Raw genomic sequence first — 22046 nt, forward strand, 5'->3', positions numbered from 1 at the left:
TCGAAAGGTGTCATCAGGGCCACTCCCGCGCCGTCTACCGGCTCGACACGATGGATCCATGACCCAGAACCCTCTGACCCTCACCCTCGTCGGCGGACCGACCGCCGTGATCGACTACGCCGGCCTGCGTCTGCTCACGGATCCCACCTTCGACGCCCCGCAGACGTATCCGGGCGGCATCCCGCTGCACAAGCTCACCGGCCCCGCCCTCGACGCCGACGCGGTGGGCGAGATCGATGCGGTCCTGCTCTCGCACGACCAGCACCCGGACAACCTCGACGAGGCGGGGCGGGCCTTCCTGCCGCGCGCGGGCGTCGTGCTCTCCACCCCGGAGGCCGAGGATCGGGTGGAAGGGGTCACCGGGCTCGCGCCGTGGCAGACCCACCGCATCGGCGACGTGGAGATCACGGCGGTGCCGGCGCTGCACGGGCCGGAGGGCGCCGAGGAGCTGTCCGGCACGGTGACCGGCTTCGTGCTGAGCGCACCGGGGGAGCGGGTCGTCTACGTCTCGGGCGACAACGCCTCGGTCGCGCTCGTCACGGCCATCGCGGAGCGGATCGGGCGCATCGACGTCGCGGTGCTCTTCGCCGGTGCGGCGAACGTCGGCCGCTTCGGCGACGCCGACCTCACCCTCAACGCGCGCACCGCGGTCGAGGCGGCGCGCGAGCTCGGCGACGCCGTGATCGTGCCCGTGCACGCCGAGGGCTGGCACCACTTCTCCGAGACCCGCGAGCGGCTCGTGCGGGAGTTCGGCTACGCGGGCCTGTCCGACCGGCTGCGCGTGCCAGAGGCAGGCGTCCCGCTCCCGCTCTGAGCCCCGGGACGCGGTGCGCCGCCGGGCGCACGTCGAAGCCCCCTCTGCGCATCGAGGCCCCCTCCCGGAAACGTTCCGGGGAGGGGGCCTCGATGCTGCGAGGGGGCCTCGACGGATCTGGACGGATCCGGGCGCGGCCGGCGGATCCTCAGGCGCCGAGCAGCGCCTCGATGGGGCCGCGGGCGAAGAACAGCACGAACCCGATGCCGACCGCCCACAGCAGCGGATGGATCGTCTTCGCACGGCCGGTGAGGGCGTTCACGACGATCCAGCTGACGAAGCCGGCGCCGATGCCGTTGGCGATCGAGTAGGTCATCGGCATGACCGTGACCGTGAGGAACACCGGCAGCAGGACGCGGAAGTCGGTCAGGTCGATGTTCTTGATCTGCGACAGCATCATCGCGCCGACGAGCACGAGCGCTGCCGCCGCGACCGCGCTCGGGACCAGGGCGGTGAGCGGCGTGAAGAACATCGCGAGCAGGAACAGCACGCCGGTGACGGTGGTCGCGAGGCCCGTGCGCGCGCCCTCGCCGATGCCCGCGCCGGACTCGACGAACACGGTCGCGGACGAGGACGACGTGCCCCCGCCGACGATCGCGCCGACGCCCTCGACGACGAGCGCCGACTTGATGCGCGGGAAGTCGCCCTTCTCGTTCGCCAGGTCGGCCTCCTTCGCGAGACCGGTCATCGTGCCCATCGCGTCGAAGAAGTTCGAGAACAGCAGCGTGAAGACGAACATCACCAGGGTGACGCCGCCGACCTTCGCGAGGTCGAAGCCGAAGCCGACCCGCCCGATCAGACTGAGGTCGGGGATGCTCACGATGCTGCCCGAGAAGCCGAAGTTCAGCCCGAACGGCCAGATCAGGTTGAGGATCGCGGCGAGCACGGTTCCGCCGACGAGCGCGATCAGGATCGCTCCCTTGACCCGCAGGGCGATGAGCACCCCGCCGATCAGCAGGGTGAGCACGAACAGCAGCGTGGGGATCGAGGCGACGGATCCGCCGACGCCGAGGTCGACCGGCGGGGAGGGCTGCTTGGTCGAGGTGACGAAGCCCGCGTTCACGAAGCCGATGAAGGCGATGAAGAGGCCGATGCCGACCGTGATGGCGAGCTTGAGCTGCACGGGAACGGCGTCGAAGATGAGCTTGCGCAGTCCGGTCGCGGCGAGCAGGACGATGATGAGGCCGTTGATCATCACCAGTGCCATCGCCTCGGGCCAGGTGACCGACTTCACGACCGTGAACGCGAGGAACGCGTTGATGCCGAGCCCGGCCGCGAAGGCGAAGGGCAGCCGGGCGACGAGCCCGAACAGGATCGTCATCACGCCCGCGGTCAGCGCCGTGGCGGCGGCGACGGCAGTGCCGGGGAGGGTGTGGCCGGCGACGTCGGGCGTGGCCAGGATGATCGGGTTGAGGATCACGATGTAGGCCATCGTCACGAAGGTGACGATGCCGCCGCGGACCTCGGTGCCGAGGGTGGATCCGCGTCGGGTGATCTCGAAGAACCGGTCGAGGGCGTTCTTCGGCTCCGCGGCGGTCTGGTCGGTCGTGGGCGGGGGGACTGTTGTCATGGGGGACCTCCGCGGAAAACCGTATCGCGTCGCGGATGTCGTCCGTGTGTCGCGCTGCGGGCGGCGTCGCCCGCGTGCCCGCAGGGGAGCGCGAAGGGGAGGACGTAGGCTCGAAACCGTCATGCAACGCCTCCTCATCGTGCTCCTGGCGGCGGTCGACGCCGTGGTCGCGGCCGCGATCGGCCTCGCCCTGCTGCTCGCCCCGCTCACCGTGATCTGGGCGGTGGCGTTCGGGCAGCGCGCCGACTGGGGGGCGCTGTGGCCGACGACGGCGACGCTGTGGCAGTTCGGCCACGGGGTGCCGCTCACGGTCGCCCTGCCCGACGCGCTGGTGCGATCGACCGGACTGGATCCCTCCGCCGCGCGTTTCGTCCTGTCGGTCGCTCCGCTGCTGCTGCTCTGCTTCACGGCGATCTTCGCGGCGCGTTCCGGCCGCCGCGCGGCACTCGCCGGATCCTGGCCCAGCGGCGTGATCAGCGGCACGGTCGTCTTCGCGGCGATCTCCGCCGGCGCCGCGCTCACGGGCGCGCTCGGGGCGGTGCAGACCCCGTTGTGGATGGCGATGCTCTTCCCGCCGCTCGTCTTCCTCTGCGGTGCGCTCGCCGGTGCGATCGCCACCGCGTGGGGCGAGGGCGACGGAGGCCTCGTCGACCGGGTGCAGGACGCCCTCGACCGCCACCCCGACTGGGCGCACACGCCGGGCGACATCGTACGAGGGGCGGCCGTCGCGGTCGCCGGCGTCGTCGGTGCGGCCGCGGTCGTCGTGGCCGTCGCGGCGCTGGTGCGGGGCGGTCAGGTCGTCGCGCTGTTCGAGGCCCTGCGCGCCGACGGGCTCGGCGTCGTGGTGATCGGGCTCGCACAGCTCGCCTACGTCCCCACGCTCGTCGCGTGGGCCGTCGCCTGGATCGCAGGCCCCGGCTTCTCGATCGGCGCCGGCACCGCCGTGTCTCCGGCGGGCACCGCACTCGGAGTGGTCCCCGGAGTCCCGGCGCTGGGCCTCGTGCCGGACAGCTCCTCGCCGTGGTTCCTCATCATCGTGCTCGTGCCGATCGCCGCGGGCGCCCTCGCCGGCTGGCTCATCCGCTCGCAGCAGGTCGCCGCTGGGGCCGAGGCCCCTTTCGGCCCGCGCGCCGCGACGGCGGCGGGCATCGCGGTGCTGGCCGGGGGAGCGGGCGCGCTGCTCGCGGCGCTGTCGCGCGGATCCCTCGGGCCGGGGCGGCTCGCCGTCGCGGGGCCGGATCCGGGACCGGTGGCGCTCGCGCTCGGGCTCGAGGTCCTCGTCGGCGCCGGCATCCTGCTCCTCGCCCCTCGGCGCCGCGGTCCGCTCGACGCCGCCTGGCTCGACGACGAGGACGCGCTCCGCTCCGACCGCGTATGAGCGCGGCGCCTCCGCGGCCCGTCGCCCGCGACGACTCGCCACGGCGGACACCCCCTAGACTGTTCGGGTGCTGACGGTCGCCGTACTCATCTCGGGCACCGGCTCGAATCTTCGTGCCCTCCTCGACGCGGCCGACGACCCCGGATTCCCGGCCCGCGTCATCGTGATCGGGGCGGACCGGGAGGCCGACGGGCTCGCCCACGCCGAGGCCTTCGGGATCCCCTCGTTCGTCGTGCCGTGGGAGGCCTTCGCCACCCGGGAGGAGTGGGGCGCCGAGCTCGACGCGCAGCTGAAGGTCTGGAACCCCGACCTGATCGTGCTGTCCGGCCTCATGCGCCTGCTGCCGCACGACGTCGTGGCGGCCTGGGCGCCGAACATCATCAACACGCATCCCGCCTACCTGCCCGAGTTCCCCGGGGCGCACGGCGTGCGCGACGCGATCGCCGCGGGCGTGAGCGAGACCGGAGCCAGCGTGATCGTGGTCGACGACGGCGTCGACAGCGGACCGATCCTCGCGCAGGAGCGCGTGGCGGTGCACGAGGGCGACACCGAGTCCGCGCTGCACGAGCGCATCAAGCCCGTCGAGCGGCGCCTGCTGATCGACGTCGTCCGCCGCATCGCCGAGGGCGAGCTCGACCTCGGCGCACGCCCCCCTGCTCGGGACGCGCACCGGCCGCAGGCCGGCGACGCGACCTGACGCCAACCCGGAAGGAAACCCCGATGGCCGGTCCCGCCCACGACCCGTCCCTCTACCGTCCCCGCGATGCGGTGCGCATCCGCCGCGCTCTCGTCTCCGTGAGCGACAAGACCGGTCTCGTCCCCCTCGCGCAGGCGCTGGCCGACAACGGCATCGAGATCGTGTCGACCGGATCCACCGCCCAGACCATCCGTGCCGCGGGGCTCGACGTCACCGATGTGGCGGCCGTCACGGGCGTCGCCGAGATGCTCGACGGCCGCGTGAAGACGCTGCACCCGTCGATCCACGGGGCCGTGCTGGCCGACCTGCGGCTGGAGGACCACGAGCAGCAGCTCGCCGAGCTCGGGATCAGCCCGTTCGAGCTCGTCGTGGTGAACCTCTACCCGTTCGTGGAGACCGTCGCCTCGGGCGCGGCCGGCGACGACGTCGTGGAGCAGATCGACATCGGCGGCCCGGCGATGGTGCGCGCGGCGGCGAAGAACCACGCCAACGTCGCGATCGTCGTCTCGCCCGAGTCCTACCCGTCGCTGCTGCGCGCCCTCGAGGAGGGCGGCACCACGCTCGCGCAGCGCCGCGAGTTCGCCGCGCGCGCTTTCGCGCACACGGCCGCCTACGACACGGCCGTCGCGCAGTGGTTCTCCGACGGCACCCTGTCCAGCGACACCGAGCTGCCGGAGCACCTCACCATCTCGGCGTCGCGCCTGGCCACCCTGCGGTACGGCGAGAACTCGCACCAGCGCGCCGCGATCTACACGCGCGCGGGCGGGCATGGCATCGCCCAGGCCACGCAGCTGCAGGGCAAGGAGATGTCGTACAACAACTACGTCGACGCCGACGCCGCCCTCCGCGCGGCCTACGACATGGTGCACCCCGCGGTCGCCATCATCAAGCACGCCAACCCGTGCGGCATCGCGACGACGGCGCCGAACGCGCTGGATCCCATCGCGAGCGCGCACCTGCGCGCGCACGAGTGCGACCCCGTGTCCGCGTACGGCGGCGTGATCGCGGCGAACGGCACCGTGACGCTGAAGATGGCGGAGAACCTGAAGGACATCTTCACCGAGGTCATCGTCGCCCCCGCGTTCGAGCCGGCGGCGCTCGAGGTGTTCAAGGCGAAGAAGAACCTCCGCCTGCTGCAGCTGCCCGACGACTGGCAGCAGGAGCGCATGGACGTGCGCCTCGTCTCCGGCGGACTGCTGCTGCAGGACGCGGACCGGTTCCCGGACGACATCGTCTCGGTCGCCGCGAACTGGGAACTCGTCTCGGGCGAGCGCCCCGACGATCTGGAGATGGAGAACCTCATCTTCGCCTGGAAGGCGTGCCGCGCGGTGAAGTCGAACGCGATCGTGCTCGCCAAGGCGAACGCGACGGTCGGCGTCGGCATGGGGCAGGTCAACCGGGTCGACTCCTGCCGTCTCGCCGTCGAGCGCGCGGGCGACCGCGCGGCCGGATCCGTCGCCGCCTCCGATGCGTTCTTCCCGTTCGCGGACGGCGCCCAGGTGCTCATCGACGCCGGTGTCACGGCGATCGTGCAGCCGGGCGGATCGGTGCGGGACGAGGAGGTCGTGGACGCGGCGCGCAAGGCCGGCGTGACGATGTTCTTCACCGGGGAGCGGCACTTCTTCCACTGATCTTCCACTGAGCCGGAGGTCTCCACGGCTCCCAGCCGGCCCGAACTCTGCAGGACGATCGCACGTTTGCAGGATGGATCCGCGGATCCTGTCCTGCAGACGTGCGATCGTCCTTTTCTCTTGAGTCGAGAGGACCGGGTGGGAGCGCACTGTCATGTCCGATTTCCGCGAGCCTGCGGGAATCGGACATGACAGGGTGGAGGCATGAGCCTTCCCGCGATGACCTTCGACGAGCGGTACCGCGCCATCGACGCGCGGGACACCCGCTTCGACGGCCAGTTCGTCACGGCCGTGCGCTCGACCGGGATCTACTGCCGGCCGAGCTGTCCGGCCCGCACGCCCCGGCCCGAGAACGTCACGTTCTTCCCCACCAGCGCCGCGGCGCACGAGGCGGGCTACCGCGCCTGCAAGCGGTGCCTGCCCGAGGCGGCGCCCGGATCGCCGGAGTGGAACCTGCGCGGCGACGTCGTGGCCCGCGCGATGCGGCTCATCGCCGACGGCGTCGTCGAGCGCGAGGGCGTGCCGGGGCTCGCCGCGCGGCTCGGCTACTCCTCGCGCCACCTCACCCGGCTGCTCGCCGCCGAGCTCGGGGCGGGCCCGCTCGCGCTCGCCCGCGCCCACCGTGCACACACCGCGCGGATGCTCCTCGTCGGCACCGACCTGGCGATCGCCGACGTCGCGTTCTCGGCGGGGTTCGCGAGCGTGCGCCAGTTCAACGACACGGTGCGCGAGGTGTTCGGCCTGACCCCGGGGGAGCTGCGCGCACGCCGCCACGGCCGCGACGAGCGGACCGCCGCCGCCGCGGCGCCCGGGGAGATCGGCCTGCTGCTGCCGTACCGTGCGCCGTTCGACGCCGCAGGGCTGTTCGCGTGGATGCGGGCGCGGGCGCTGCCCGGGGTGGAGGAGGCCGGCGAGCGCTTCTTCCGCAGGAACCTGCGGCTGGACGGCGGACCGGGATGGTTCGAGCTGCGCCTCGACGACGCCGACCGGCTGCATCTGCGGGCGGGGCTGACGGGTCTCGGCGACCTCGCGCCGGTCGTCGCCCGCGCCCGGAGGCTCTTCGACCTCGACGCCGATCCGCAGGCCGTGGACGCCGCGCTGTCCGCGCACGCGCCGCTCGCGCCGCTCGTCGCCCGGGTCCCGGGCATCCGGGTGCCGGGGGCCGCGGATCCGCACGAGATGCTCATCCGCACGATGGTCGGACAGCAGGTCACCGTCGCAGCGGCGCGCACCGCGCTGACCCGGCTGGCCGAGGAGCTGGGGGAGCGGATCGGATCCGACAGCTCGTTCCCGTCGCAGAAGACGTCGTCCTCCGCCGCGGATCCGGACGACTTCGGCGACGGGAACGCGGCGGACGACCCGGAGTCGCGGATCCTGTTCCCGACGATGGCGGCGATCGCCGAGCACGGGCACGAGGTGCTGCGCGGACCCGCCGCGCGGATCAGGGCCGTCACCGGCGCCGCGGCCGCCCTCGCCGACGGCTCGCTCCGGCTCACGCTCGCGGACGACGGCGCGGAGCAGCGCAGGGCGCTCCTGGCGATGCCGGGGATCGGACCGTGGACCGCCGACTACGTGCGGATGCGGGTGCTCGGGGATCCCGACGTGTTCCTGCCCGGCGACGTGGCCGCGCGCGCCGGGGCCGGCGGCGCCGGGCTGCCGGCGGAGGCCGGTCCCCTGGACGCGTGGGCGGCCCGCACGGCCCCCTGGCGCAGCTACCTCACCGCCCACCTCTGGCGCGCGGCGCCCGCGAGGGTCGCACGGAGCGGCCGGCCGGAGGCGCCGGGCGCCGGTTCGCCGGGTGCCTCCGCGCCGCGTCCCGCCTCACGCCGATGACCCCACCCACCCCCTCGACCACGGAGAGCCCGAGAATGACCGCCATCATCCAGACCATCGCCACCCCCGACGGCCCGTTCACGATCCTCGCGGATGCACAGGACCGCGTGCTCGCGTCCGGATGGACCGCCGACCGCGACGCCATCCTGCATCGTCTCGCCGACCGGAACCGCCCGGCCGACGTCGTCGCCGGGACCACCCGGGCGGCCGCCGCGGTCGACGCGTACTACGCGGGCGACCTCGCCGCGATCGACGCCGTCGAGGTGCACCAGTCCGGCACCGGGATGCAGGACGCCGGGTGGGACGCCCTGCGGCGGATCGCGCCGGGCGCGCCGCTGACCTACACCGGGTTCGCCGCCGCGCTCGGCCGGCCGGGGGCCGTGCGCCCCGCCGCCTCGATCTGCGCCCGCAACGCCGCAGCGCTGTTCGTGCCGTGCCATCGGGTGCTGCGCGTGGACGGGACGCTCGGCGGGTTCGCCTGGGGCGAGGACGTGAAGCGCCGGCTGCTGGATCGGGAGGCCGCCCAGGCGATCCGCGCCTGAGCGCTGGCGGTCCCGACGATCCGGGATGGTCCCGCTGGTGCGGATCGACGAATCGGGAGCCCCCGGAGCGCTCTAGCCTCGACCTGAGCCGACGTCGAGGAGGACCATGCCCGAGCTCGCCACCGTCCAGGCCTGGATCGAGGAGAACCTTCCCACGCTGATGGCACGCCATCGCGTGCCCGCCGTCTCCCTGGCGATCGGCGCCGGAGACGCGACGTTCGTCTGGGCCGGGGGGATCCTCCACCGCGGCACCGGCGTCACGGCCGACCCCGGATCCGTGTTCCAGATCGGATCCGTCACCAAGGTGCTCACGGCCACACTGGTCCTGCAGCTCGTCGAGGAGGGGGTGCTGGATCCGGACGCCCCGGTGCGGAGCATCCTCCCGGGGTTCCGCGTCCTAGACGACGACGCGTCCGCGACGATCACGACGCGCCAGCTGCTCAGCCACACAGCCGGTTTCGAGGGCGACGTGTTCGTCGACACGGGCGACGGCGACGACGCCCTGGCGCGCTATGTCGGCCTCCTCGCGCAGACGCCGCAGCTCTTCGCGCCGGGGGAGATGTTCTCGTACAACAACGCGGGGTTCTCCACGCTCGGGCGCATCGTCGAGGTGCTCCGCGGAGCGCCGTACGAGCGGGTGCTGCGCGATCGCCTGCTCGCGCCCCTGGGGCTGCGTCACGCGGCGGTGGACGCCTCCGAGGCGATCCTGCATCGTGCCGCCGTGGGGCATCTGCGCCAGGACGACGGCGAGTTCGCCCCGACCGCGGTCTGGGCGATGGAACGCGCGGGGGCGGCGGCAGGTTCGCGGCTCGCGATGAGTGCGGCCGATCTGCTCGCATTCGCCCGGCTGCATCTGCGCGCCGGGGTCGCCCGGGACGGCACCCGCCTGCTCTCCCGGGAGGGAGCGGAGGCGATGCGCACCCCGCAGATCCTCCTGCCCGACATCGACCAGGGAGCCGCCTGGGGGCTCGGCTGGGAGCTGTTCGACCGCGCGGGGCGCCTGATCCCGGGTCACGACGGGAACACGATCGGGCAGTCGTCGTGCCTGCGGCTGCTGCCGGACCAGGATGCGGCGATCGCCGTGCTCGCCAACGGCGGCGACCCCCATCCCGTGTTCGCGGCGCTCGTGGACGTCGTGCTCGAGGAGCTCGCCGGCATCGCGGCGAAGCCCGCTCCCGCTCCCTCCGGTGCCGTGCCGGCGGACGCCGACCGCTTCGTCGGCCGGTACGCGTCGAGCACCGCGCTCACCACGATCAGCCGCACCGCGGACGGCCGGGTGTGGCTCGACCGCGTCCCGCACGGCGTGGTCGCCGACCTCGGCGACCTGCCGTTCCGCACGGAGCTGGTGGGCTGGCGCGGAGACGTGCTCCTGCCGGTGGAGACCGACGGCGGGATGCGGCAGCCCGTCGCCTTCCTCGGCGACGACGGCGCCGGCCGCGCCCTGTTCCTGCACACCGGCCGCGCCGACCGGCGGGTGGCGTCATGACGCCGTCGCGCGCCGCCGAGGCGCTGCACCATCGCGCGGTCGTCGCGGACGCGCACAACGACCTGCTCTGCGCGGTCGTCGCCCGTCCTCCGGAGCTGTGGGGCGCGTTCTTCCGGGAGCGCTGGCTGCCGCAGCTCGTGGCGGGCGGGGTCGACCTGCAGGTGCTCCCGGTGTTCGTCGAAGACCCGTATCGTCCCGAGGGGGCGCTGCGCCGCACGCTGCGCATGATCGAGGCGGCGCACCGTCTGGCCGAGGAGAACGCCGGACGCGTGGCCCTGTGCCGCACCGGGGCGGAGGTCGACCGCACGATCGCGGACGGCCGGATCGCGCTGGTGCTCGCCCTCGAGGGCATGCCGGGGCTGGACGGCGACGTCGAGCTCCTCGCCACGATGCACCGGCTCGGCGTGCGCGTCGGCTCGCTCACGCATGTGGGACGCGGCGCGTTCGCGGACGGGTCGGGCGAGGATGCGGCCCGCAGCCGCCTGACCGCGGCCGGCGTCGCCGCGGTCCAGGAGATGGAGCGCATCGGGATGCTCGTCGACCTCAGCCATCTCGGCGCCGCGGGGGTCTCGCACGTCCTGGAGATCGCGACCCGACCGGTGATCGCGACGCACTCCTCGGCGCGGGCGCTGCGCGACCACCACCGCAACCTCCCCGACGACCAGCTCGTGGCGATCGCGGCGGGCGGAGGGGTCGTCTGCGCCAACTTCTTCGCCCCGTTCCTCGACGACGGGCACCCCACGATCGACCGGCTCGTCGACCACCTCGAGCACATCGCCGCCGTCGCGGGTGTGGAGCACACCGGGATCGGCCCGGACTTCGTGCAGGAGGTCATCGCGGAGACCACCCCGCCCTGCTGCACCGTCACCGAGGTGCAGGGGGTGCCGGCCGACATCTATCTCCCGGGGCTGGAGGGCCCGCGGGGACTCCCGCTGCTCACGGACGCGCTGCTGCGCCGGGGGTGGCCGGAGGCCGATATCCTCGGCGTGCTCGGCGGGAACGTGCAGCGGCTGCTCCGCCGCGAACTCGGCGTGCCCGGCGGACGATGAGCGGCCAGGTCCGCGGAGTCGTGCAGGGGGACGAACTCGCACGGGTCCGTTCGACGGATCGGACGAACGAGCGGCCGACCCGGTGCCGCAGGATCATGAGAGAAGCCAAGCCCGGCGGCGCCGAACACGCGCGGCGGGCGCAAGGGAGCGCGCAATGCTGACGATTCGAGACCTCTCGGTCCAGATCCGCACCGGCGACCGGATCGTGCGTCCGATCAGCGGAGTGGACCTCGACCTCGCCCGCGGCGAGACGCTCGGCATCGTGGGCGAGACCGGCTCGGGCAAGTCGATGACCGGTCTCGCCATCATGGGGATGCTGCCGGGCGGATCCGAGATCACGAACGGATCCATCCGCTTCGACGGCGAGGAGCTCGTCGGCCGCGACCCCCGGGCGTACCGGTCGCTGCGCGGACGCCGGATCTCCATGGTGTTCCAGGACTCGCTGACCGCCCTGAACCCGACCCGGCGCATCGGCGACCAGGTCGCGGAGCCGCTGCTGCTGCACGGTCTCGCGCACCGGGCGGAGGCGCTGCGCCGGGCCGAGGAGATGCTGGCGCTGGTCGGCATCCCTCGCCCGTCCGAGCGCATGCGCGACTATCCGCACCAGCTCTCCGGCGGCATGCGGCAGCGCGTGATGATCGCCATGGCGCTCATCGCCGAGCCCGATCTGCTCATCGCCGACGAGCCGACGACCGCCCTCGACGTGACGATCCAGGCGGAGATCCTGGAGCTGCTGGGAAGGCTCAAGGAGCAGCTCGGCATGGCGATGATCCTCGTCACGCACGACATGGGCGTGGTGGCGCGGCACGCCGACCGGGTGGGCGTCATGTACGCCGGACGGCTCGTGGAGACCGGTCCGACGCGCGCGCTGTTCCGGCGCACCCGGCACCGCTACACGCGCGCGCTGCTCGATTCGATCCCCTCGCTCGAGCAGGACCGCGGCGTCGAGCTGTTCTCGATCCCCGGATCCCCGCCGGATCCCGCCGAGATGGTTCTCGGATGCCGGTTCGCGCCGCGCTGCGCCGCCGCCACGGATCGCTGCCGGGCCGAGCGCCCGCCGCTCGAGGGCGAGGGCGGGCACGTCTTCGCCTGCTGGAACCCGGTCGCCGACGCGCCGCCCGTGCTCCCGGGCCGCGCGCTCCCGGCTGCCCCCGTGGTCGAGACGTCGTCGGAGCCGCGGCTCGAGGTCGTCGACCTCGTGCAGGAGCACCCCGTCTCCGGCTGGGCTCCGAAGGGTCGCCGGCGCACGGTGAAGGCGGTCTCCGGGGTGAGCTTCACGGTGCAGGCAGGGGAGACCCTGGGGCTGGTCGGAGAGTCCGGATGCGGCAAGTCGTCGCTCGGGCGCATGCTCGTCGCGATGGACCGGCCCACGGCGGGGGAGGTGCGCCTCGAGGGCACGAAGGTCTCCGGCGTCGGCCGGCGCGGGCTCGGCGCTCGCCGGGCGCGGCTGCAGATGATGTTCCAGGACTCCGGCGCCGCGCTGGATCCGAAGATGACGATCGGCACGATCCTGCGGGAGCCCCTCGCGATCCAGGGGATCGGCACGACCGCCGAGCGGACCGAACGGGCGATCGCGCTGCTGGACGGCGTCGGCCTCGGCCCGTCGATCCTGGAACGGTATCCGCATGAGCTCTCCGGCGGGCAGCGGCAGCGCATCGGGCTCGCCCGCGCTCTCGCACTGGATCCCGACGTCCTCGTCGCGGACGAGCCGGTGAGCGCGCTCGACGTCTCGATCCGCTCCCAGGTGCTCAACCTCATGCGCACCCAGCAGCGCGAGCGCGGGCTCAGCAGCGTCGTGATCTCGCACGACCTGTCGGTCATCCGGTACCTCTCCGACCGGGTCGGCGTGATGTACCTCGGCAAGATCGTCGAGGTCGGCGCCACCGACGAGGTGTACGAGCGCCCGGCGCACCCGTACACCGCCGGCCTGCTCGCCGCGGTGCCGATCGCGGATCCGGATGCGCCGCCGCCGGACGCCGCAGAGCGCGTCCGGGGCGAGCTGCCCAGCCCCCTGGAGCCGCCGAGCGGCTGCCGGTTCCGCACCCGGTGCCCGCTCGCGACCGAGCTGTGCGCGACGGTCGAGCCGACGCTGGAGGCGGTCGGGGACGCGCACGACGTGGCGTGCCACTTCCCGCTGCAGCCCAAGGCACAGGCGCCGGCGGACGCGAGCGCCCCGGGCGCGCGGCCGGGCGAGACGGAGGCGGCGGCGTGATCTCCTACCTGCTGCGGCGGATCCTCGTCTCGCTGCTCGTGCTCATCGGCATCTCGATCGTGATCTTCGTGATGCTGCACCTCATCTCCGACAGCCCGGGCCGCGTGGTGCTCGGGCCCCAGGCCTCCGCCGCGGCGGTCGAGGCATTCAACCGGGAGAACGGCTACGACCGGCCGCTGTTCGTGCAGTACGCGGACTACGTGGTACAGCTCCTGCACGGCGACCTCGGCCGCTCCTACAAGCTGAACGAGGAGGTCACGGTGCTGTTCGCGCAGAACGCGGGACGCAGCGCCGTGCTGTCGCTCTCCGGGCTCGTGCTCGCGCTGCTCATCGCGATCCCGCTCGGGATCCTCCAGGCGGTGCGCCGCAACAGCGTCGTCGACCGGGCCGCCACCGGCGTCGCCTACCTCCTCTACGCGACCCCCTCGTTCCTCGTCGCGCTGCTGCTGATCGCGCTGCTCAGCCAGCTCGTGCCGCTCTTCCCCGCGGAGGCCTCGCAGTCGACCTCGCCCTGGGTCGTGTTCACGGATCCGCGGGCCATGGCGCTGCCGCTGATCACGCTCGCGCTCACGAACGTCGTGGTGTTCTCCCAGTACCAGCGCTCGGCGGCGCTCGAACAGCTCGGCATGGACTACATCAAGGTCGCCCGGGCCAAGGGCGCCCCGGAGCGGATCGTGCTGCTGCGCCACCTGCTGCGCAACGCCTGCATCCCGCTCATCACGCTCGTCGGAGTCACGATCCCGACGCTGCTGGCCGGAAACCTCATCGTCGAGTCGGTGTTCAACTACCCCGGCCTCGGCCTCCTGTTCCTCAACAGCCTGCATCGGGAGGACTACCCGGTGCTGCTGGCCTACACCCTCATCGGTGGCGCGCTCACCGTGCTGGGCAACCTCCTCGCCGACCTCGTGGTCGCACGCGCGGACCGACGGATCGAGCTGAGCAGATGACCACCGCACACCCCGAGATGTCCGAGAAGACCGACGTCATCGTGGCCACCGCCACGGCGGCGCGACCTCTCGCGGCCGCCGCCGTGCTGCGCGCGCTGCGACGCAGTCCGATGGCGGTGGCGGGCGCGTCGCTGCTCGTGCTGCTCGTGCTGTTCAGCTTCGTCGGACCGCTGCTGTACCCGACGAACCAGACCGACGTGAACCTCCTCGACGCGCTGCTGCCCCCCGGCGAGGGCTACCCGCTCGGCACGGATCCGAACGGCTTCGACGTGCTCGGCCGGCTCATGCTCGGCGGTCAGGTGTCGCTCGAGATCGGTCTGCTCGCCGCGGTCTTCGCGACCACCCTGGGCACCGTCTACGGCGCCGTCGCGGGACTCGTGGGCGGGGTGGTGGACGGGATCATGATGCGCTTCGTCGACGTGCTGCTGGCGATCCCGTTCCTGTTCTTCGTGCTCATCATCGCGGCGCGCTTCACCGCGACGCCGCTCACCCTGAGCCTCGTGATCGGAGGGTTCTCCTGGCTCGTCTCGGCCCGGCTGATCCGCGGCGAGGTGCTGTCCCTGCGGGTGCGCGAGTTCGTGCAGGCGGCGCGTCTCATGGGCGCCAGCGATCGCCGGCTGATCTTCACCCACCTGATCCCGAACACCATGGGCGTGATCATCGTGAACCTCACGTTCCAGGTCGCCGACGCCATCCTGGTGATCGCCGCCCTCGGATTCCTCGGCTTCGGGCTGAGCTATCCCGTCACGGACTGGGGCAGCCAGCTCTCCAGCGGCGTCGCCTACATCACCGCCGGCAACTGGTGGCTCATCTACCCCGCAGGGCTCTGCATCGTGCTCGTGGTGCTCGGGCTGAACCTGCTCGGAGACGCCCTGCGCGACGTCCTGGACCGGCGCCGATGAGCGGCCGCCGGGGTGTGTCCGCGCACACAGGCGCACCGCATCGAAACTGTCCGGATCGCTGAACGGGCGGCCGCGCCCGTCCTGCACCCTCGAATCACCGGAATACGACGCCGGCGTCCGCAGCGCCGATAGCGTCCGCCCGACCCGACCCACCCGAACAAGGAGCACAGCATGAACCCGCAGGTTCCCCGGAGGCGACGGCGCCTCCTGATCGCCCTCACGGTCGCCGCCGCACTGATCACCACGGGCTGCAGCGCCGGCACCGCCAAGGTCGACCCCTCCCAGTACCGCACCATCCCCGCCTCGAGCGGCAAGGCCGTCGACGGAGGCGTCATCACGGTCGCCATGACGCCGGGCCTCGCGCCGAACTACATCTTCCCGTACCCGCCCGCCGAGGCGAACGGCGCCGTCATCGGCTACGACCTGATGTGGCGCACCCTGTACCGGGCCGACGTCGACGGCAAGAGCAACGCGGACACGAGCCTCGCCGAGGCCCCCGTGTACGGCGACGACGGGCGCACCGTCACGATCACCCTCAAGAAGAACGACTGGTCCAACGGCAAGCCCCTCACCGCGGGCGACGTGGTCTTCTCCCTCGACATCCTCAAGGCGGCCGTCGCCGCGAGCGCGGCCAACTGGGCGTTCTACACCCCGGGCCAGTTCCCCGACGGCGTGACCGCGACCGCGAGCGGCGCCGACACCGTCGTGCTGACGCTCGAGAAGGCGTACAACCCCGCCTACCTCGAGTCGCTCCTGCAACAGCTCGTCGTGCTCCCCTCGGCGGACTGGAGCATCGCGACGGCGGGAGGGCCCGTCCTGGACTACACCGATCCGGCCAACGCGGCCGCGATCTACACGTTCCTCACCGGCCAGTCCGCCGACCAGTCGTCGTTCGCGACGAACCCGCTCTGGCAGGTCGTCAGCGGCCCCTACGCGCTGAAGAGCTTCGAGCCCACCACCGGCTCCTTCTCGCTCACGCCGAACCCCGCGTACACGGGTCCGGGCGAGCACAAGCTCGCGCAGGTCGACTTCAAGGCGTTCACGTCGGCGGCCGCTGTCTACAACCAGTATCAGGCGGGAACGGTGACCGTCGGGCGCCTCGACTCCAGCTACTCGTCGAAGATCGAGGACCTGCGCAAGAAGGGCTACGACGTCTACGCGGCTCCGGCGCCGGCGCGATCGGATCCGCTGGTGATCAACTTCGCCAACACGACCGGCGGCTTCGACAGGATCATCGCGCAGCCGTACGTGCGCCAGGCGCTGCAGCACCTCGTCGACCAGCCGGGCTACATCAAGAGCCGCGGGGTCTACAACGGGGCGGCCAGCGAGAACTACGCGACCGTGGGACTCGGCTCCGCCTTCCCTCCCGCGTTCGGGGACAAGGCCCCGTACCCGTTCGACCCGAAGGCCGCGGAGAAGCTGCTGACCGAGCACGGCTGGAAGGTCGACAAGGCCGGGACCGTCTGCGAGAAGCCGGGAGCGGGATCCGGTCAGTGCGGCGAGGGCATCGAGAAGGGGCAGAAGATCTCGTTCACGCTCGCCTCGGCGAGCTCGCCGAGCTACGTCGGCGCCCGCGATCTGGCGTTCTCCTCGGAGGCGAAGAACCTCGGCATCGACGTGAAGGTCGTCACGAAGTCGCTGAACTACATGTACGAGAACTACACGAACCCGGGCGCTCCGGCGAACGCGGACGAGTGGGGGATGCAGGACACCGGTCCCCTCGTGATGACGTCGTACCCGACGGCGAACGGCGCGTTCAACACCGACGGCAGCTTCAACCTGGGCAGCTACAGCAACCCCGAGGCCGACAAGGCGATCGAGGCGAGCGTGTTCGGCTCGGATCCGAAGGCGCTGAGCGCGGAGACCACCCTGATCTCGAAGGATCTGCCGGTGCTGTTCCTGCCGACCCCCGACAACCTCATCGTCTGGAAGAGCACGCTCTCCGGACCGCCCGAGACGTTCGAGGGCCTGCTGAAGTTCATCTACTCCCCGGAGCAGTGGTACTTCACCGAGAAGCAGAAGTAGCGGATCCGGATCCGGGGCCGGCCGAGCAAGGCCGGCCCCGGCACGGTGAGAGGATCGACCCCGATGCATGAGACGGACCGGACGCACGTCCTGCCCGTGGCGGCACCCGGCGAGCCCTGGGATCCCGCGCTCGTCAGGGAGCTGGTCGGCGATGCGCGCATCGTGCTGCTCGGCGAGGGCGCGCACGGCGTCGACGACTTCGCCCGGCTCGCCGACGGGCTGTTCCGCACGCTCGCGAGCGATCTCGGCTTCACGGCGTTCGTGAGGGAGTCGGGCTTCGCCGAGGGCATCGAGGTGGACGACTGGATCCAGGGCGGTCCCGGGGAGGTCGGCGACATCGCCCGCGCCGGGCTCACCTACGGCTTCGGCGAGTCCGAGGCGGTGCGGCGCCAGCTGACGTGGATGCGCGCGGAGAACGCCCGTGGCCGGTCGCCGCTGCGCTTCTGGGGCATGGACCTGCCCGGCTCCGCCACGTCCCCGGGCTCCGCCGTGCGGCTGTGCCTGGCCCGGATCCCCGCGGAGGCGGGCGACGACGAGCTGCGCCGGATCACCGACCTCGGAGGGCGCACGGAGGCGGCGATCGCCTGGGAGACCAGGGACGAGGCGGCCCGCGAGCAGATCCGGGCGGGCATCAGGGGGCTCCTGGACCGCGTCGAGCGTCACGGCGACGACCTCGCGCGCCGCTCGGCCGAGACCCTGCGCGCCTTCCTCGCCGAGCTGTCGTGGTCGGGCGGCGAGGGACCCTATCCACGCGAGTCGCTCATGGCCGGCACCGTGAGCTGGATCGCCGAGCGCGAGGAGCGGATCCTCGTGCTCGCGCACAACGCGCACGTCCGCCGGGAGCCGCTGCACGGCCGGCCCACCCTGGGCTCCCTGCTGCAGGAGCGCTGGGGATCCGACCTGCGTGTGATCGGCATGACCTCCGGCCGCGGCCCGGTCGTCTCCTTCGCCGAGCGCTCGCCGCGGCCCTTCGACTGGGAGGCGACGCTCGCCGAGCGGGAGCCCGTGCCCGGTTCCCTGGAGCACGCCCTCGACCCGCTCGGCGACGCGGTCGTCGACCTGCGCAGGGCGCCGGCCGCGCTCCTCGCGGGGGTCGTGGGCACGCTCGCCGGCACCGGGCTCGACCCGCTCGCCGATGCCGCCACCGCCTTCGACGCGATCGCCCACCTCCGGCGCGCGTCGCTCGTGGAGGGCCGCCTGGAGAGGCTGCGCGCCGAGTTCGGCGCCCCGGCAGCGGCCGGTGCGCCGCCGCTGGCGCGCACCGGAGCGACGGTCGAGACCGTCGCCGGGATCGCCGTCGCGGATCCGTACCGCTGGCTGGAGGGGGACGCGGCCGCCGACCCCGAGGTCGGCGCCTGGCAGCGCGCGCAGGCCGCCTACGCCGAGGAGACGATCTGGGCGGGCCGGGACCGCGACGCCGTGCGCGCCCTCATCGAGCGCAGCCACGCCGGCGCCCGCCCGGAGCTGCCCGTCGGCGCCGGCGGCCGGTGGTTCCGCGCCGAGGGGCGCCGCATCGTCGTCGCGGACGAGCCGTACGGTCCCGGGCGCGCGCTCGTCGACCTGGCGGAGTTCGACGGACCCGGGCGCACGGCGGTGCTCAGCTGGTTCGCCCCGTCCCCGGACGGCACGGTGCTCGCGGTCGGGGTCTGCACCGACGGCAGCGAGCACAACCGTGTCGAGCTGGTCGACGTGCGCTCGGCCACGCGGCGCGACGACGCCCCGCCGGAGCTGCTGCACAGCGCCTGGGGCGGCGGGATCTCGTGGCGTCCGGACAGCGGCGGATTCTCGTTCCTCGGGCTCAGCGGCCCGGCGCACGACTTCCACCAGGTCGTGTACCGCCGGGACCTGGGCGTCCGCGGCCCCTCCGAGCTCGAGCACGTGCCCCTGCCGGAGGGCTCCCGCGAGTACACCCGGATCCAGTTCTCGCCGGACGGCCGCTGGGCGGTCGCCAGCCATCGGGTCGGCACGCCGTTCCCCGTCGCGGTGCGCGACCTGCACGATCCCTCCGGCGGCTGGCGGCCCTTCCTCGCCCCGGGGCAGGAGACGGTGGCCGGGCACGTCGTCGGAGACCGCTACGTCGCCGTCACCGACCGGGGCGCGCCGCGCCGGCGGCTCGTGGCGATCCCGCTGGACGCCGCCGATCCCGACGACCCGGCCTGCTGGGCGGAGCTGGTACCGGAGAGCGACGCAGTGCTGCGGTCGGTCCTCCCCGTCGGCGACGCGCTCTACCTGAGCGAGTTCCACCGCACGGCGGCGCGGGTGCGGATCCTGCGCGGCGACGGCACCGAGCAGGGCGTGCTGCCGCTGCCCGGGGAGGGGACGCTCGCCGCCCCGTTCTTCCCGCTCACCGGGCTCGCGGCCACGAGCGACGGATCCTTCGTCTTCGCGTTCTCGACGCTCACGTCGTCCTGGGGCGTCTACCGGCACCGTCCCGGCGGCGCGCTCGAGATGCTGCGGGAGCCGGCGGTGACGATCGACGCGCACGCGGAGCTGCGCGCGGCGACCGCCCCCGACGGCACCCCGATCCCGTACCACGTGGTGCGCCCGCGCGGCGCGTCCGGGCCCGGTCCCGTGCTCATCTCGGCATATGGTGCGGCCGGGATCCCCACGCTGCCCCAGTACCAGCCCGACCTCGCGGCCTTCGTCGCCGCCGGGGGCACCCTCGTGCAGGCCTATCTGCGCGGCGGGGGAGAGTTCGGCAGCGCCTGGTTCCGCGCCGCCGACCGCGAGCGCCGCGGCGTCCGCGACGAGGACCTGCTCGCGGTCGCGGAGCACCTGCTCGCCGAGGGGGTGGCCGCGCCGGGGCGGCTGGCGCTCACCGGAGGCTCCGACGGCGGGCTGATGTGCGGCAACGCGATCACGGCCCGCCCGGAGCTGTGGCACGCCGTGCTGCCCCGCGCCCCTCTGCTCGACCTCGTCGGCGGGTTCCGCAACCCGTACCTGGACTTCGTGATCCGCAAGGCCTGGGGCGACCCCGCCGACCCCGTCGACGTGGCGCGGATGATCGCACTGTCGCCCTACGAGCGGGTGCGTCCGGCCGAGTATCCGCTGCTGTACGTGGAGGCCGGGGCCAACGATCCGCGCTGCCCTCCCTGGCAGGCGCGCAAGTTCGTCGCGCGTCTGCAGGCCGCGCAGCGCGGGCCGGCGCCGATCCTGCTGCACGTGTACGAGAACGCCGGACACGGATCCGGCACGGGCCACGACGTGATCGTCGCGCAGGACGCGGCCTGGCTGGCCTGCCTGCTGGGCGCGCTCGGGCTCCCGGATCCGGATCCGGATCCGGTCAGCGTTCCGCGTTGATCGCGCGCAGCCGCAGCTGCATCATCGCGCCGAAGCGCGCGTTCGGGTCGTCGAGGTCGATCCGGCCGACCTCGGCCACACGGCGCAGGCGGTACCGGAAGGTGTTCGGGTGCACGAACTTCGCGGCCGAGGCGACGGTCACGTCGCCGAACGCGTCCAGCCAGGCCTCGAGGGTCTCGGTGAGGCTGGATCCGTGGGTCTCGTCATAGGCGATCAGCCGCGCCAGGGGTCCTGACGGGATGTCCCGCGCGGCCCCGGCGACCTCGAGCAGCAGCGCCTCCGCGTGCACCTCGTCGAGACGGACGACCTGCCGGTCGACGATCCCGGCGCGGAGCACGCGCAGCGCGCGGTCGGCGCTGGTCCGCGAGCGGGGCAGCAGCGAGGTCTCCGCGACCGCGACCCCGACGCCGATCAGGGGACGCAGCGCCGAGCGCATCCGGGCGAGGAACTCCGTGGCGACCCGTGCCGCGCTGTCGCCCTCGTCGTCCGCGTCCGCGGCGAGGGGGAGCACCCCGTAGGCGACGTCTCCGACGAGCCCCGACACCGAGCGCGGGTGCGCGAACGAGAGGTGCACCGCGAGCGCATCGGCGACGCGTTTGCGCTCCGCGGCGAGGTGCGCGTGCGGGAGCTGCTCGGCCGCAGGGCCGTGCAGGGTCAGCGCGAGCACGACGCAGGGCTCCTCGCGCAGGCCGAGCCGGTGCACGGCCTCACCGGCGGAGGGGCCGCCGGCGAGGGCGGTGCGCAGCAGCTCGGCCCGCAGCCGTCGCTCGACGTCGGCGTCGGTGCGCTGCCACACCAGGTGCATGGCGACGAGCTTGGCGCCCTCGCGCAGTGACGCGCCGCGCTCGGGGGTGAGGGAGCCGGCGACCCAGATCGTGCCGAGCACCTCGTCGCCCGCGCGCACCGCGATCGCGGTGCGCACCTCGTCGCCGGCGGATCCGGCGGTGACCTCGACCGGCCATTCGCTGCGGGCGATCCGCGCGAGCGTCCCGCTCTCCTCCAGCGCGCGCATGTCCTGCGGCGGCAGCGGCCTGGCACGGATCCCGGGGGCCCGCTGCGACTCCGGGCCGTTGGAGAAGGCGAGCAGCTGCGCGTTGCGGTCCTCGATCGTGACGGGGGACTCCAGCAGGGCGGCGATCGCGTCCGCCACCGCGAACAGGTCTCCCGCGAGTATTCCGCCGAAGGTGACCGGACGCGCGTCGTCCGGATCCCCCGGCGTCATCAGCGAGCGCAGCATGCCGGCCAGGTGCGCCCAGGTGGTGCCGGGGTTGAGGGCGAGCACGACGACCCCGGTCGCCTCGGCCTCGGCACGCAGGGCCTCTCCCGCGGCGAACGGCGCCCGCACCACGAGCGCCGTGACCCCGGCCTGCGCGAGCAGGGGGAGCAGGCCCAGGACGAGGTCGGGATCCTCGACGCCGACGCCCATGACGAGCGAGTTGCGCGGGGCGTCCGGGACGTCGCGCGGATCGTGGATGACGATCGCCTCGACCGTGCGATCGGGCCGGACCGTCCCGCATACGACCGTGAGCAGCGTGGTGTCGAGCGCCTCGAGCACCCGCACCAGGGTCACCTGCGGACGGTGGTTCATCGGGGGCACCTTCGCGACGCTAGCACGGCGGGCGCGGGCGCTCCCGGGCGTTCGTCGCCGCCCTGGGCGGGG

15 protein-coding genes are annotated in these 22046 nt (G+C 73.2%); 13 read left to right on the plus strand and 2 right to left on the minus strand.

Annotation, left to right across the window (positions count from 1 at the left end; translation table 11 throughout):
- The first annotated feature begins 58 nt into the window (after positions 1 to 58).
- Positions 59 to 814 (plus strand): MBL fold metallo-hydrolase, encoded by a 756-nt coding sequence (locus tag WFJ17_RS11735; protein ID WP_251438676.1) that lies wholly within the window; start codon positions 59 to 61, stop codon positions 812 to 814.
- A 148-nt stretch (positions 815 to 962) separates the two neighbouring features.
- On the opposite strand, the gene WFJ17_RS11740 is transcribed toward WFJ17_RS11735, so the two are convergent.
- A complete protein-coding gene (locus WFJ17_RS11740; protein ID WP_336648503.1) occupies positions 963 to 2384 on the minus strand; it encodes an NCS2 family permease in 1422 nt (473 codons plus the stop codon).
- Positions 2385 to 2505: 121 nt separating this feature from the next.
- Here WFJ17_RS11740 and WFJ17_RS11745 point away from each other — a divergent pair, with 121 nt between their 5' ends.
- From WFJ17_RS11745 to WFJ17_RS11800, 12 genes are all read left to right on the plus strand, one after another.
- The gene (locus tag WFJ17_RS11745) at positions 2506 to 3762 is read left to right on the plus strand and encodes a cell division protein PerM (RefSeq protein ID WP_336648504.1); all 1257 of its coding nucleotides are present in this window, start codon (positions 2506 to 2508) and stop codon (positions 3760 to 3762) included.
- Between the two features lie 67 nt (positions 3763 to 3829).
- A complete protein-coding gene (gene purN, locus WFJ17_RS11750) occupies positions 3830 to 4459 on the plus strand; it encodes a phosphoribosylglycinamide formyltransferase (RefSeq protein WP_251438673.1) in 630 nt (209 codons plus the stop codon).
- Between the two features lie 23 nt (positions 4460 to 4482).
- Complete coding sequence (gene purH / locus WFJ17_RS11755; protein WP_336648505.1) at positions 4483 to 6090, plus strand: bifunctional phosphoribosylaminoimidazolecarboxamide formyltransferase/IMP cyclohydrolase; 1608 nt, start codon at positions 4483 to 4485, stop codon at positions 6088 to 6090.
- A 204-nt stretch (positions 6091 to 6294) separates the two neighbouring features.
- Entirely contained in the window at positions 6295 to 7923 is a 1629-nt protein-coding gene (locus WFJ17_RS11760; RefSeq protein ID WP_336648506.1) for a DNA-3-methyladenine glycosylase 2 family protein, read from the plus strand.
- Between the two features lie 35 nt (positions 7924 to 7958).
- Entirely contained in the window at positions 7959 to 8465 is a 507-nt protein-coding gene (locus WFJ17_RS11765; RefSeq protein ID WP_251438670.1) for a methylated-DNA--[protein]-cysteine S-methyltransferase, read from the plus strand.
- 106 nt (positions 8466 to 8571) lie between these two features.
- On the plus strand, positions 8572 to 9951 hold the full coding sequence (locus WFJ17_RS11770) for a serine hydrolase domain-containing protein (protein ID WP_336648507.1): 1380 nt from the start codon (positions 8572 to 8574) through the stop codon (positions 9949 to 9951).
- The gene (locus tag WFJ17_RS11775; protein WP_336648508.1) at positions 9948 to 11000 is read left to right on the plus strand and encodes a dipeptidase; all 1053 of its coding nucleotides are present in this window, start codon (positions 9948 to 9950) and stop codon (positions 10998 to 11000) included. Before WFJ17_RS11770 ends, WFJ17_RS11775 begins: the two co-directional genes overlap by 4 nt.
- 154 nt (positions 11001 to 11154) lie before the next feature.
- On the plus strand, positions 11155 to 13212 hold the full coding sequence (locus WFJ17_RS11780; RefSeq protein ID WP_336648509.1) for an ABC transporter ATP-binding protein: 2058 nt from the start codon (positions 11155 to 11157) through the stop codon (positions 13210 to 13212).
- A complete protein-coding gene (locus WFJ17_RS11785; protein ID WP_336648510.1) occupies positions 13209 to 14159 on the plus strand; it encodes an ABC transporter permease in 951 nt (316 codons plus the stop codon). Before WFJ17_RS11780 ends, WFJ17_RS11785 begins: the two co-directional genes overlap by 4 nt.
- Positions 14156 to 15061 (plus strand): ABC transporter permease, encoded by a 906-nt coding sequence (locus WFJ17_RS11790; RefSeq protein ID WP_251438665.1) that lies wholly within the window; start codon positions 14156 to 14158, stop codon positions 15059 to 15061. Before WFJ17_RS11785 ends, WFJ17_RS11790 begins: the two co-directional genes overlap by 4 nt.
- Positions 15062 to 15232: 171 nt before the next feature.
- Positions 15233 to 17086: an ABC transporter substrate-binding protein gene (locus WFJ17_RS11795; protein ID WP_336648511.1), complete on the plus strand. Its 1854-nt coding sequence runs from the start codon at positions 15233 to 15235 to the stop codon at positions 17084 to 17086.
- Positions 17087 to 17149: 63 nt separating this feature from the next.
- The gene (locus tag WFJ17_RS11800; protein WP_336648512.1) at positions 17150 to 20386 is read left to right on the plus strand and encodes an erythromycin esterase family protein; all 3237 of its coding nucleotides are present in this window, start codon (positions 17150 to 17152) and stop codon (positions 20384 to 20386) included.
- On the opposite strand, the gene WFJ17_RS11805 is transcribed toward WFJ17_RS11800, so the two are convergent.
- Complete coding sequence (locus tag WFJ17_RS11805) at positions 20370 to 21974, minus strand: PucR family transcriptional regulator (RefSeq protein WP_251438662.1); 1605 nt, start codon at positions 21972 to 21974, stop codon at positions 20370 to 20372. The genes WFJ17_RS11800 and WFJ17_RS11805 overlap by 17 nt on opposite strands.
- Positions 21975 to 22046: the final 72 nt, after the last annotated feature.

It is taken from the genome of Microbacterium sp. MMO-10 (genome assembly GCF_037148715.1).
Classification (GTDB): Bacteria; Actinomycetota; Actinomycetes; order Actinomycetales; family Microbacteriaceae; genus Microbacterium.